This is a genomic window from Pseudomonas purpurea (assembly GCF_039908635.1).
GTDB classification, from domain to species: Bacteria; Pseudomonadota; Gammaproteobacteria; order Pseudomonadales; family Pseudomonadaceae; genus Aquipseudomonas; species Aquipseudomonas purpurea.
In genome coordinates, this window is record NZ_CP150918.1 from 4,850,589 (window position 1) to 4,863,478 (window position 12,890).

The 12,890-nt window shown below is 61.8% G+C and carries 11 protein-coding genes and 3 pseudogenes; 8 read left to right on the forward strand and 6 right to left on the reverse strand.

Features of this window, described 5'->3' with window-relative positions; translation table 11 throughout:
* Positions 1–59 precede the first annotated feature (59 nt).
* Genes AABM54_RS21715 through AABM54_RS21725 form a run of 3 tightly spaced genes read left to right on the forward strand, consistent with a single transcriptional unit; the run spans position 60 to position 2,007 of the window.
* A complete protein-coding gene (locus AABM54_RS21715) occupies positions 60–944 on the forward strand; it encodes a LysR family transcriptional regulator (protein WP_347902019.1) in 885 nt (294 codons plus the stop codon).
* Positions 945–950: 6 nt separating this feature from the next.
* Entirely contained in the window at positions 951–1,445 is a 495-nt protein-coding gene (locus AABM54_RS21720; RefSeq protein ID WP_347902020.1) for a hypothetical protein, read from the forward strand.
* A 16-nt stretch (positions 1,446–1,461) separates the two neighbouring features.
* Positions 1,462–2,007 (forward strand): GNAT family protein, encoded by a 546-nt coding sequence (locus AABM54_RS21725; RefSeq protein ID WP_347902021.1) that lies wholly within the window; start codon positions 1,462–1,464, stop codon positions 2,005–2,007.
* 69 nt (positions 2,008–2,076) lie between these two features.
* Here AABM54_RS21725 and AABM54_RS21730 read toward each other — a convergent pair whose 3' ends face one another.
* Positions 2,077–3,393: a PAS domain-containing methyl-accepting chemotaxis protein gene (locus AABM54_RS21730; protein WP_347902022.1), complete on the reverse strand. Its 1,317-nt coding sequence runs from the start codon at positions 3,391–3,393 to the stop codon at positions 2,077–2,079.
* A 212-nt stretch (positions 3,394–3,605) separates the two neighbouring features.
* Between AABM54_RS21730 and AABM54_RS21735 the strand changes: the two genes are divergently transcribed.
* Complete coding sequence (locus tag AABM54_RS21735) at positions 3,606–4,088, forward strand: RidA family protein (RefSeq protein ID WP_347902023.1); 483 nt, start codon at positions 3,606–3,608, stop codon at positions 4,086–4,088.
* A 70-nt stretch (positions 4,089–4,158) separates the two neighbouring features.
* Here the strand turns inward: AABM54_RS21735 and AABM54_RS21740 are convergent, their stop codons facing one another.
* Positions 4,159–5,472 carry an MFS transporter gene (locus AABM54_RS21740; protein ID WP_347902024.1) on the reverse strand — a complete coding sequence of 438 codons (1,314 nt, stop codon included), beginning with the start codon at positions 5,470–5,472 and terminating at the stop codon, positions 4,159–4,161.
* 178 nt (positions 5,473–5,650) lie between these two features.
* Between AABM54_RS21740 and panB the strand changes: the two are divergent.
* Positions 5,651–6,470 (forward strand): annotated as a pseudogene (gene panB / locus AABM54_RS21745) (3-methyl-2-oxobutanoate hydroxymethyltransferase).
* Here panB and AABM54_RS21750 read toward each other — a convergent pair.
* Positions 6,455–7,855, reverse strand: coding sequence for a PLP-dependent aminotransferase family protein (locus AABM54_RS21750; RefSeq protein WP_347902025.1), 1,401 nt, complete (start codon positions 7,853–7,855; stop codon positions 6,455–6,457). The pseudogene panB and the gene AABM54_RS21750 overlap by 16 nt on opposite strands.
* Positions 7,856–7,871: 16 nt before the next feature.
* Entirely contained in the window at positions 7,872–8,105 is a 234-nt protein-coding gene (locus tag AABM54_RS21755; protein WP_347902026.1) for a helix-hairpin-helix domain-containing protein, read from the reverse strand.
* Positions 8,106–8,217: 112 nt separating this feature from the next.
* On the opposite strand from AABM54_RS21755, the gene AABM54_RS21760 reads away from it, so the two are divergent.
* A complete protein-coding gene (locus AABM54_RS21760; RefSeq protein ID WP_347902027.1) occupies positions 8,218–9,636 on the forward strand; it encodes a TIGR00366 family protein in 1,419 nt (472 codons plus the stop codon).
* An 84-nt stretch (positions 9,637–9,720) separates the two neighbouring features.
* Here the strand turns inward: AABM54_RS21760 and AABM54_RS21765 are convergent.
* Positions 9,721–10,060: pseudogene (locus AABM54_RS21765) on the reverse strand (DUF86 domain-containing protein).
* Entirely contained in the window at positions 10,057–10,347 is a 291-nt protein-coding gene (locus AABM54_RS21770; protein WP_347902028.1) for a nucleotidyltransferase family protein, read from the reverse strand. Before AABM54_RS21770 ends, AABM54_RS21765 begins: the two are co-directional and overlap by 4 nt.
* A gap of 239 nt (positions 10,348–10,586) precedes the next feature.
* Here AABM54_RS21770 and acpA point away from each other — a divergent pair.
* Both acpA and AABM54_RS21780 read left to right on the forward strand, forming a co-directional pair.
* A pseudogene (gene acpA, locus AABM54_RS21775) lies at positions 10,587–12,282 on the forward strand (acid phosphatase).
* A 240-nt stretch (positions 12,283–12,522) separates the two neighbouring features.
* On the forward strand, positions 12,523–12,843 hold the full coding sequence (locus tag AABM54_RS21780; RefSeq protein ID WP_347902029.1) for a hypothetical protein: 321 nt from the start codon (positions 12,523–12,525) through the stop codon (positions 12,841–12,843).
* Positions 12,844–12,890: the final 47 nt, after the last annotated feature.

Genomic DNA, 12,890 nt, shown 5'->3' on the forward strand with positions numbered 1-12,890 from the left:
TCTTTGATGCCGTTTAAATGATAAATACCGACTCAAGCCTTTCAGTGATGACTTTAATCATGGATCTAAACGCCCTCCGCTTGCTGGTACGGGTTGCCGAAACCCGCAGCTTCACCCGCGCCGCCGGGGACCTTGGCTTGACCCAATCCGGTCTGTCGCGCGCCATCTCGCGCCTGGAAAGCGAGTTGGGCGTGCGCTTGCTGCAACGCAACACCCGCAGCGTCAGCCTGACGCCAGACGGCCAGGTACTCTACGAACGCAGTGCGCCGTTACTCCTGGAACTGGCCGACGCCGAACGGCAACTGCTGGACCGCCGTGCTACGCCGTCCGGCCTGTTGAAAATCAGCACGCCGTCGCTGTTCGGGCGCAACGTGGTGATGCCGGTGATCGGCGAACTGACCCAGCGTTACCCCGAACTGTGCATCGAAGCGGTGATGACCGACCGCTTGGTGGACATCGTCGACGAGGGCTTCGACGCGGTGCTGCGCACTGGCGAGATTCAGGACCAGCGTTTGATCGCCCGCCCGCTGCACGCCCTGCGCTGGATCACCGTCGCCTCCCCGGCCTACCTCGCCCGGCACGGCGCACCGCTGACCGTGGACGACCTGCAACAGCACAACTGCCTGAGCGTGCGAAACCTGCGCAGCGGACGGCTGGTGGACTGGCAGTTCATGCTCGACGGCAAGGTGCGTGACGTGAGCGTCAGCAGCCGACTGATCTTCGACATCGGCGATGCCCTGGTGGACGCCGTGCTCGGCGGCTACGGCGTGGCCCAACTGATGGAGTTCGCGGTGAAAGACGCCCTCGCCGCGGGACGACTGGTGCCGTTGCTGGAAGGCTACGCCGGACGCAGCCGGGCGCTGTCGCTGGTCTATCCGCCATCGCGCCAGTACTCACCCAAACTGATGGCATTTGCCGAGGCACTGGGGCAGGCTCGCTGGTAACGGTTTGTGCCGATATCGTTGAGCGCCGTCAGGTTACTGATCGCCCGGCACATCGACTGGCTCGACCCCCATGACGATCACGCTTCACCCACCCGACAGGCCCACGACATGCCCCTCGCCACGCTGATTTCCACTCAAGGCCCTTACCTTGAAGCACTCCTTGAAATCGACGGGGTTCGCTACTGCGTGCTGGACGAATTCAGTGTGTGCGCCGACACGGCGCCGAAAACCGGCGACACATTCGAGTTCCGGTTCTGCGCCGAACTGGCTGGCGATGAGTCCTGGGACGCGCAATTCTCCGGCAATCCTGATCAGCGGATCGGCCTGCAATCGCTGGGTGGATGGGCCTATCGCGCCTTTGGAAAAGTGCTCAGCGTCAGCCCGGTGATCGTTGAGTGCGGGGTTTTACAGGTCGAAGACGTGGTGTGTTCAAACGACCCGGCACTGATTGGCGAATACCTGAGCTTCACCCTCACCCGCCTCGGCGGTTACCCCGACTGACCCACAAGGACACTGAATGGACGCGTTCCCCACCCTGGAGACCGAGCGCCTGCGCTTGCGTGAAATCGTCATGGACGATGCCCCGAACTTATTGACGATGCATGGCGATGCCCAGGCCATGAAGTGGTTTGGCATCGACCCGATGACCGGGCTGGCCGAGGCTCAGGCGCTGGTCGATACCTTCGCCGAGGGGCGGACCCACGCCAACCCCAGCACGCGCTGGGGCATCCAATTCAAGAACCAGGAAAGCCTCGTCGGCAATGTCGGTCTGTTCAAATGGAATCGTCCCTGGAAGAGTTGCTCGCTGGGCTTCGCCCTCGCCCCAGCCGGTTGGGGCCAAGGGCTGATGCACGAAGCACTGGCGGCGATACTGGCGTGGGGCTTTGCGCAGATGCAGCTCAACCGTGTGGAAGCCACCGTGCACCCGGACAACCAGGCCTGCTTGAAGCTGCTCAAGCGCCTGGGTTTCGAAGAGGAAGGTCGCCTGCGTGAGGCCGGTTTCTGGCAAGGGCAACATCAGGACTTGCTGGTGCTGTCACGGCTGCGGGCTGACTTCAACTGACGCCGGAACCGGCGCGCACCACAGCAAACCCGCCTGTGCCCGCGAGCGGGCACAGGCTTGGCTCAGGGCTTACGTCGACAACTGGTTGGCAAACTGCCCCACCGCGCTGACCACTTTCTGCGCGCCGTCCTGAATCTCGACGATCACCGTGCCCGCTTCCGCCGCGAGCGCCAGGCCTTGTTCGGCCTGAAGCTTGCCATCGGTCATCAGCGCCACGGCGTTGCGCGCCATGTCCTGGTTCTGCCGGACCACGCCGACAATCTCATCGGTGGCCTGGCTGGTCCGCGAGGCCAATTGCCGAACCTCGTCGGCCACCACCGCAAACCCACGCCCCTGCTCGCCGGCACGGGCCGCTTCGATGGCGGCGTTGAGCGCCAGCAGGTTGGTCTGTTCGGCGATGCCGCTGATGGTCTTGACGATGGTGCCGATCACCACCGATTGTTCGTTGAGCGCTTCGATCCCTTCGCCTGCGGTTTGCATGTGCCGGGCCAGGTCACGCATCACATCCACGGCCTGGGTGACCACGGTCGTGCCGCGTTGCGCGCAACTGTCAGTCTGCAAGGAGGTGCTGTAAGCGATGTTGGCGGCTTCGGCGACTGCTTGTTCCTGATTGACCTGATCGGTGATCACCGTGGCGAACTTGACCACTTTGTAGAGCTTGTTGTTGGCGTCGACCACCGGGTTGTACGAGGCCTCCAGCCAGACCACACGCCCGTGGCTATCAACCCGTTTGAAGCGGCCAGCCACAAACTCACCGGCGTTCAAGCGTCTCCAGAACGCCTGGTACTCGGGGCTGTTGTACTCCTGCGGTTCACAGAACGTACGGTGATGCTTGCCCTTGATCTGCGCCAGGCTGTAACCCATGCCGCCGAGAAACCGCTCGTTGGCCGTCAGCACGTTACCGTTGAGGTCGAACTCGATCACCGCCGTCGAACGCACCAGCGCACCGATCAGGTTCTCGTGTTCGCGAGACGCTTCGATGGTGCGGGTCAAGTCGCTGGAAAAAATCGAAAAGTGCTTGATCCGCCCCTCGGAATTGCGCACCGGTTGCATGATCGAACGCAGCCATGCCTCTTCGCCATTGCCGCGCAACAAGCGAACCACGCCAGCGAAGTGCTCGCCACGGGTCAGCGCCGATTTGAAGCGATGGTGGAAATCGTCAGCCTTGACGTGGGCCGGAACAAGGTCCTCGATGACACGCCCGATCAGGTCGTTGCTCTTGTAGAGCATTTCCTGGGTGAAGTTCTGATTGACCGACTGAATCCGGCCATCGGGGTCCAGGGTCAAGACGAGCATCTCGCTTTCCAGGCTTTCTTTCACTTGCAGAAGGCTGGAGAGTTCCTCGCGAAGAGCCGACAGCTCCTGCTTCAAGCGTTTGTTGAACATGGGGGCGCACCGATGGGCAGAAGTTGAGGGCTTATTGAGCCTAACATCGGCATTGCCGGGTATTTCTGAAGAGCGTTTGCGGGGTGTCCTACAAAAATAGTTGGTGTAGCCGCCAACACCCTTCCACACCCTGAAAAACCGCAGGGTTTTTTCAGCCATTGGTCAGGTTATAGTCCACGCTCCAACGTCCTTAGCCACCCCAGGAGTACAGCATGGAGCAATCTCGCCAGGCGCTTTTCGACACCATCGCCCAGCAACTCGGCCACCGCTTCGATGGCCCGCTGCGTATCGGCGGCAACTATGTGCCGGCGGTGCAAAACGGCGATGAGGTGTATGTCAGCGGCCAGATCCCGCGCATCGACAACACCGTGATGGTCGTCGGCCGGGTTGGCGCCGAGGTGTCGCTGGAACAGGGCCGGCACGCGGCGAAGATCTGCACGATGCGGGCGCTGGCGGTGCTCGTGCAACGGCTGGGTGACCTTGACCGGATCAAACGGATTCTGCGGATCAACGTCTACGTCCAGAGCGCTGCCGACTTCACCCTGCAAAGTGAAGTCGCCGACGGCGCGTCAGAGGTGCTCTACAGCATTTTCGGCGACGTCGGCGTGCACACGCGCACGTCGGTTGGGGTGTATCAATTGCCCAAGAATGCCTCGGTGGAAGTCGACATGATTGTCGCGCTGATCCCCGAGTGAGCCCGCAGCGCGCCCGATGACCAGGAAACGCCTCGCTTCATGATGAAGCGAGGCTTGCTGCGATGAAGGCTCAGGCCGCGCTGACCGCCGTCCGGCCACACGCCAGCGGCATGCGCGCGCCGAAGTACAGCGCACTGCCGACGCCCACCGCGCCCATCACCGCGCAAAACATCACGCAGATCCACGGGCTCCACGGCATCAGGCCGATCAGCAGCAACGGCGTGATGCTCGCCCACACCGCGTAAGCGATGTTGTAGGTGAAGGAGATCCCGGAAACACGGATCCGCGCCGGAAACAGGTTAACCATCACCGACGGCACCGCGCCGACTACGCCGCAGCTCAACCCTGCCACGGCGTACGCCAGACCGGTCCACTCGCCTCCGGCAATCAGGCAGGTGTAAAGCACGCCGATGCCCAGCGGCAACAGCAGGCTGTAAAGCATCACCGTGCGCCAGGCGCCGATGCGGTCAACAATCAGCCCGGCAATCACGCAGCCGATGTTCAGGAACACAATGCCCAGGCTGCTCAAGGCGAAGGTGTGGCTGGCGGTCATGCCGAAGGTTTTCTGCATCATGGTCGGGGTAATGACCACAAACACCACCACTGCCGAGGTCAGCACGCAAGTCAGGAGCATCGCCGGCCACATCGCCAGCCGATGCTCACGCAATACCGTGCGCAGCGGCAGTTCGACGTCCTGTTCGCGACGGGCCTGCAACGCCATGAACACCGGGGTCTCGCTCAACCAGCGACGCAACCAGACGCCGATCACCCCGAACACCCCGCCCAGCAGGAACGGGTAGCGCCAGGCGTAATCAAGGATTTCCGCCGGGCTGTAGAGTTGCGCCAGCAGGCTCGCCGTCAACGCACCGATCAAGTAGCCGAAGGTCAGCCCGGCCTGCAAAAAACCCAGGGCATAACCGCGATGCCCGGTCGGTGCGTGCTCGGCCACGAACACCCAGGCACTCGGCACTTCACCGCCCACCGCCGCGCCTTGCAGCACCCGCAATGCCAGCAGCAGCAACGGGGCGAAGTAACCGATCTGGGCGTAGGTCGGCATGATCCCGATCAGCAGGCACGGCAACGCCATCATCAGGATGCTCAGGCTGAACACCTTCTTGCGCCCCATCCGGTCGGCGAAGTGCGCCATCAGGATCCCGCCCAGCGGCCGGGCCAGGTAACCGGTCACGAAAATCCCGAAACTTTGCAGCAGCCGCAGCCACTCGGGCATTTCCGGCGGGAAGAACAACTGGCTGAGGGTCAGGGCGAAAAATACGAAAATGATGAAGTCGTAGATTTCCAGCGCCCCACCCAGCGCCGCCAGACCCAGGGTCTTGTAGTCGGACCGAGAAAACGGCGCCGGTCGCGCAGCAGGGGTGACAGTCATGAATCGACCTCTGAAATGGGCAAAAACCAAGGCGCCAATGGTCTACGCAAACGCCATCGGGAACAACCCGAACCGAGCGCTGGGTTGGTTTTTAGCGAAGATCTGTGCATTGAATTCGCCTCGGCGACGCCAATAATCGGGCACTTTCCACCCGCAGTCAGCCCCAAGGAAAGTCGCCATGAGCCTGCACACCCGAACCCGTCGCCTGACCGTTCCACAACTGGTCGCCCTCAAAGGCCAGCAGAAAATCGTTTCCCTGACCGCCTACACCAGCCACATGGCCCGGCTGATGGACCCGTTTGTCGACTTCATCCTGATCGGCGATTCCACCGCCATGGTCGGTTATGGCCGCAGTTCGACCCTGGACATGAGCCTGGAAGAAATCATCGGCCACACCCGCGCCGTGGTCAGCAGCACACGCCTGGCCTGCGTGATCGCCGACATGCCGTTCGGCAGTTATCAGGAGTCGCCGCAACAGGCCCTACCGCAACTGCGCCCAAGTGCTGGCCCGCACGGGATGCGATGCAGTGAAGCTTGAGGGCGGCAAAGTGCTGGCTGACACCGTGGAGTTTCTGGTGCAACGAGGCATTCCGGTGATGGCCCACATCGGCCTGATGCCCCAGTACGTCAACGCCATGGGCGGGTTCAAGGCCCAGGGGATGAACGACCACGCCGCGCAAGGTATCGAGGAGGACGCCCGTGCGCACCTGGCGGCCGGGGCCTTCAGCCTGCTGCTCGAAGGCGTCGCCGAACCGCTGGCCCGGCGCATCAGCGATTTTTCACCGATGCCGACCATTGGCATCGGCGCCTCCCCGGCCTGCGATGGTCAGGTGTTGGTCACCGAGGATTTGCTCGGACTGGGCGGCGCGCAGCCACCGCGTTTCGTCAAACAGTACGTGGATGCCGGCGCCCTGCTCAGCCAGGCCTTTGAATGTTTCGCCAGTGAAGTGCGGGATGGCAGCTTTCCCGAGTTGCGCCACTGCTACGGGGTCAACTGACGCTCGTGGTCGAGGGCCTCGCCGAGGTGTTCCAGTGCCTGGGCGATGTCCTGGCTCCAGTCGAGGGTGTAGCTCAGGCGCAGGTGCTGGTGCCAAAGCCCCTGCTGGCTGAATATCTCGCCGGGGGCAACCACGATGCCCTTGGCCAGCAGCCGCTCGTAGACCCGACGCATGTTCACCGGGTGCTGGGCCTCGGCCCAGAAAGTCGCGCCACCGGCCGGGGTCTGTACCCGCAATTGGCCAGCCGTGTGTTCCTCCAGCAGACGGTTCATCCGCTGCATGCACACCTGTAACTGACCGCGCAGCCGTTGCAGGTGTGTGTCAATGCGCCCGGTGCTGAACAGCCGGGCAACTGCTTTCTGGCGCATAGGTGACAACCGGCTCGCCCGCTCAAGAAATTGCCGCTGCAAGGGCCCCTTCAGCCCACGTGCCAGCACATAACCGAAGGGCGCCTCGGCGCCGATGATCTTGTCGACACTGGAAAACACCAGCAACCGCTCGGGGTCGGCCACATCACGGTAACGCGCAGTCATGGGCGCGAAGCTGAACTCGCCATAGCTGTCGTTCTCCAACAGCCACACACCGCGCTCGCTCAGCCAGTCGCACACCTGTTGTTTGTCCGAGGCAGGCATAAGGCTGCCGTGGGGCAGGCTTACGCCTGACGAGAATACCGCCAAACGTACCGGCTCACGGTTCAGCACATCGTGCAGGCGCTGGAGGTCAAAACGGCCGTCGCGGCCCAGCGGCATTTCGATCACCCGCAGGTTTGCCGCCTGCAACTGGCGCAACACCGCCCAGGAACACGGCGACTCCACCAGCGCCGCACTGCCGGCCAGATCCAGAGCCTGCAACGACAACTCGAACACACTGCGCAGGTCCGCGCCGACATACACCTGCTCGGCCTGCCAGGCGTGATCGGCGGAGCGGGTATAGCGCTCGGCCAACGCCCGCCGCAGCTCATCCTCGCCAAACGGCTGATACAGTGGCGCAGCCGTGCGCGGGTACTGGCGCGCCAGTTCGCGCTCGACCATCAGCAGTGGCTGCTCCAGCGACAGCAACATCGCCGGCGCATCGCTACACAGCGCCAGCATCCCCGGTTGGCGCGAACAGATGTAGACATTGTCGATCAGGTTGGCTATGCCCTCACTCGGAGGCAGCATCGGCATTGTTCGCGTGAAGTAACCGAGCTTGGGCCGGGCATGAATCCGCCCTTCGTCTTCAAGCAAGGCATAGGCATATTTGGTGGTCGACACCGAAACATTCAGGCGCAGCGCCAATTGACGCAACGACGGGAGCTTTTGCTCCTGCTGACGCGGGCCACTGTCGATCAACTCGACGAGGTAGCGATACACGCCTTGATAGGCGAAGACCGAAGGCTTGCGCAATGCTCGAAACTCCCTCTCAGCGGGCCTTGGCCAAGGCAATGACCGCTTGAATCGCCGAGCGCGCCTGCGGGCTGTTTTTCCAGCACGTCGAGCCGACCACGGCCGACGCCGCGCTGACAATCTCCAGGGCATCGGCGTTGGCCAATTGCTCCAGGGATTCGAAGCCCAACTGTTCGAGACGGGCGACCACCGTCGGCCCTACGCCCTTGAGCTCAAGCAGCGCCAAGCGCTCTGTTTCGGGGAATGGCATGCGCGTCAGTCCTTTTCAGTGATTGCCAATTGCCGCATTCTTGCACAGTTCGCGGTCGGCGCCTGACGCTGCGACCGCCCTCACAATAAACATAAAAATTCGAGGTTTTCCCGTGGCCGCTGATATCGAAGATAGCCGCTCTGCACGCTTTGCCCTGCGTTGTTCAAACTTTGCCGAACGCTGGTTTCCCGACTCCTGGGTGTTCGCCGCCCTCGCGGTGATCATCGTTGCCGTGGCCACAATGGCCATGGGCGCCAAACCCACCGACGCGGCGATGGCCTTTGGCGACGGTTTCTGGAGCCTGATCCCCTTCACCATGCAAATGGCCTTCGTGGTCATCGGCGGCTATGTGGTCGCCAGTTCGCCACCGGCCGTGAAGCTGATCGACCGCTTGGCGCGGATCCCGAAAAACGGTCGTTCGGCCGTGGCCTGGGTCGCGCTGATTTCCATGGTCGCGTCGCTGTTGAACTGGGGCCTGTCGCTGGTGTTCGGCGGTTTGCTGGTGCGGGCGCTGGCCCGTCGCACCGATTTGCGCATGGACTACCGCGCCGCCGGTGCGGCCGCGTACCTGGGGCTCGGTGCCGTGTGGGCGTTGGGGCTTTCGTCGTCGGCGGCACAGTTGCAGGCCAACCCGGCCAGTCTGCCGCCGTCGATCCTGTCGATCACCGGGGTAATTCCGTTCACCCAGACGATTTTCCTCTGGCAGTCCGGCGTGTTGCTGTTGGCGCTGATCGTGGTGTCGCTGATTATCGCCTACGCCACCGCGCCCGGGCCGAACTCCGCCCGTGATGCCAAGGCCTGCGGTATCGACCCCAGCTTCAGCCTGCCGGCGCCAGCGCCGCGTACCCGTCCTGGGGAATGGCTGGAACACAGCCCGATTCTGACTATCGCGCTGGTATTGCTGGCAGCCGGATGGCTGTTCCATGAGTTCTCGACCAAACCGGCGATCAGCGCGATCTCGGGCCTGAACACCTACAACTTTCTGTTCCTGATGCTCGGCGCCTTGCTGCACTGGCGCCCGCGCAGTTTCCTGGATGCGGTGACCCGCGCCGTGCCGACCACCACGGGTGTGCTGATCCAGTTCCCGCTGTACGGCTCCATCGCGGCGCTGATGACCGTGGTCAAAGGCACCGACGGCCAGACCCTGGCGCACCACATCTCGACGTTTTTCGTCAGCATCGCCTCCCACGACACCTACGCGTTGTTGATGGGCGTGTACTCGGCGGTGCTGGGCTTCTTCATTCCGTCGGGCGGCGGCAAGTGGATCATCGAAGCGCCCTACGTGATGCAAGTCGCCAACGACCTCAACTATCACCTGGGCTGGGCCGTGCAGATCTACAACGCCGCCGAAGCCCTGCCCAACCTGATCAACCCGTTCTACATGCTGCCGCTGCTGGGTGTACTGGGCCTGAAGGCGCGGGACCTGATCGGGTTCTCGTTTGTGCAACTGCTGGTGCACACGCCGCTGGTGCTGGTGCTGCTGTGGGCGCTGGGGACAACGCTCAAGTACGCGGCGCCGGTGATGCCGTAGGCAGTCTCCCCGCTCTCGACTGAGGTCGGGAGCGGCCCTAACAAAATGGGGTTACAGAGATGTATCGACCAAGCAGAGCACTATTCAGTCGGCAGGCAAACACTTCAACAGCTCTGGCAACGCGACCTGAACGGTATCCCACACCACCTCAAGGTTGATATCAAAGTAACCGTGGGCAATTCGGTTGCGCATGCCCCGCATGCTGCGCCATGGCACCAAGGGATGCATCGCGGTGAACTCAGCGTAACCATCCATGATTTTGGTAGCAGCCTCACCCATGATGACAAGGCTCATGATGACTGCTTGCAGGGTACGCTTATCGTCGAAGAATGCCTCTTTACTCAGACCGTCAACAAAGATCAGAGCATCACCAGCAGCGCGACGCATTATGATCGAGGTAGTCGTCGAGGCGGTTCTCATTCATACGGGAAGCGCCTGAGCCAACACCTGCTCACGAAACTTTACCGGTAGATCTCCAGGCGTCAGCAGATCAACGCAAACACCGAGTAAATCCTCCAGTTCAACCTGCAATCCACCAAGGTCTAACAGCGTTGCACCCGGTAGCGCATCCACCAATAGGTCCAGATCGCTACCGTCCTCGTCAGTACCGCGTAACACCGAACCGAAAACACGCGGGTTGGCCGTATGAAAACGCCCCACCACTTCGCGTACAGCGGCGCGTTTAAGCTCTAGAGCAGTTGAAGGCTTCATACCGTACCCTCTCGATTCGAAGCAATATGGCGTCAGTCTAGCAGTGCGGACAAAGACTTAACGCTAACATTCCTGATCGTGAAATGTTCGCTCACATCCCGCCGTCAAACGCCTCGTTAACTTCAAGGAATGGCTGCCCCTCAAGCATTTCTCCCCCTCCAGGTAAGCCGTTATGTCGCTTTTCCTTCATATTGGCTTGCTACCGTCCGCACGAAATATTTTGCAACAGGAAAGTCAGGATGAACGACGAGAACACAGGCAAGGACACGCCTCACACCGATCCTCCCACCGACACCAGCCGTCGGCGCTTCCTCGGCGGCGTGGCAGTGCTGGGGGGTCGGTGCCACCTTGAGTGGCTGCGGCACTGCCAGCGATGCGCCGGGCAAACCGCAGGCGCGGCCGCTGTCCCCCGCCGAACTGGACAAGGCGCTGCACGATCAGGTGAAGACCGTGGTAGTGATCTACGCCGAGAACCGCAGCTTCAACAATTTGTTTGGCGACTTCCCGGGCCTTGAAAAACCCTTGTCCGCGCTCAAGCCCGAGGAGTATCAACAGCGCGACCGCGATGCCAGCCTGCTGCACACCCTGCCGCCCGCCTGGGGCGGCGTGTTGCAGATCGGCCCGCAAACCCTCGATGGCGTGACCTACCCGAACGACATTCAGTTTCAGGAAAACCTGCCCAACGCGCCTTACGCCCTCAAAGGCCCGAATGGCGAAGACTTGCCGCTCGGCCTGGTGACGCGGGACCTGTGGCACGTGTTCTATCAAAACCAGATGCAGATCAACGGCGGCAAAAACGACTGCTTTGTCGCCTGGGCCGATTCGGGCGGCCTGACCATGGGGCATTACGCCCAAAGCCGTTACTCCCTGCGCTTGTGGGATGTGGCGCGGGACTTCGTACTCTGTGACAACTTCTTCCAGGGCGTCTTCGGCGGCTCGTTTCTCAACCATCAGTACCTGATCAGCGCTGCCGTGCCGTTCTATCCGGACGCCGCCCACTCAGTGGCCAAGTCACAGATCGCTTCGCTGCAAAGCGATGACCCACTCGACACACGCCTCAAGCCGCTGGAAAAATCCCCGGCCAGCGCCATGACCGGCCCACCGCAGTTCGGCCCCAGCGCCCTGACGCCGGACGGTTACGCGGTCAACACCCTGGCGCCACCCTACTGGCCGACCTGGATCCGCGACCCGGAACGCCCTGACTATTCAAAACCCGACTTGCCCAACGTGCTGGTGCCGCAAAGCCACGAGCACATTGGCGACAAGCTGTCGAAAAAGAACGTCGACTGGGCCTGGTACGCCGGCGCCTGGCAGGCGACGCTGGAGCAGTACAAGGACTCGGGCGGCATTCCGAAGATCCCCAACTTCCAGTATCACCATCAGCCGTTCAACTACTTCCAGCAGCAAGGCCCGCACAACCCGGCCGAACGCAACAAGCGCCTGCGCGATGCAGGCTTGGGCGACGAATCGAGCACCAACCGTTTTTTCTCCGACGCCGAGGCCGGCAAGCTACCGGCGGTGAGTTTCTACAAACCTCAAGGCAACCTGAACATGCACGCCGGTTACGCTGACGTGGCCTCCGGCGACCGGCACATCGTCCGCGCCCTGAAAGTGCTGCAACAGAGCCCGCAGTGGAAAAACATGGTGGTGGTGGTCACGGTCGACGAAAACGGTGGCTGGTGGGACCACGTCGCGCCGCCGCAAGGCGACCGCTGGGGCCCGGGCACCCGGGTGCCGGCGTTGGTGGTGTCACCCTTCGCCCGCAAAGCCACGGTGGACCATACGATTTACGATACGGCGTCGATCCTGCGGTTGATCACCCGGGTGTTCCAGCTGGAAACGCTCGACGGGATCAAGCAGCGAGATGCCGCGATGATCGCTCGCGGGCAGGCACCCATGGGTGATTTGAGTAACGCGTTGGATTTTTCCGTCTGACCGAAACCGGCGTCGCTCCTTGCCCAAGGAGCGACCGTGCCATGAATCCCACATGATTGGGTGATGACCGCGCAGCCATAACAGCGTCCCGTCTTACATTCTGGAGCGGTGTGGCCTGACATCAAACAAAGGTGCGCCCTACCGCTGATCTGTTCATCCCTGCATTAAGCTTCGACTTGCCCATGCACCGTATACCACTCAGGTAAACCACTGGGTCATTACCTCAAGGATGAACAATCGATGTCTCCCCTATCAAAAACACTGGAAGAAATGCTGGCTGAAATCTACAAGGATGGCAGCGTTTCGTTTTCTGAATACAAACAACTTCGCGATGACTCCGACCGTCGAATGGAGACATTGATTCGCGAATTTGGCCAACACAACAACGTCACAGCCTTCCAGAAGGCAATGGATGTCGCCATGCAATTGCTGCAACTGTGCGTCATCGACGCCAAAAGAGCGAAGCTGAGCGATACCGGTGAAGCCATTGTCAAAGATGCGGTGACGGCACAAGTCCAGTACCTGAACGCGGGCAGTCAATTGGCATTGCGTCTTCTGTAACCCTACACGCCATGCGTTGGCCCGCCTCCCGATCTGGCGGGCTGACA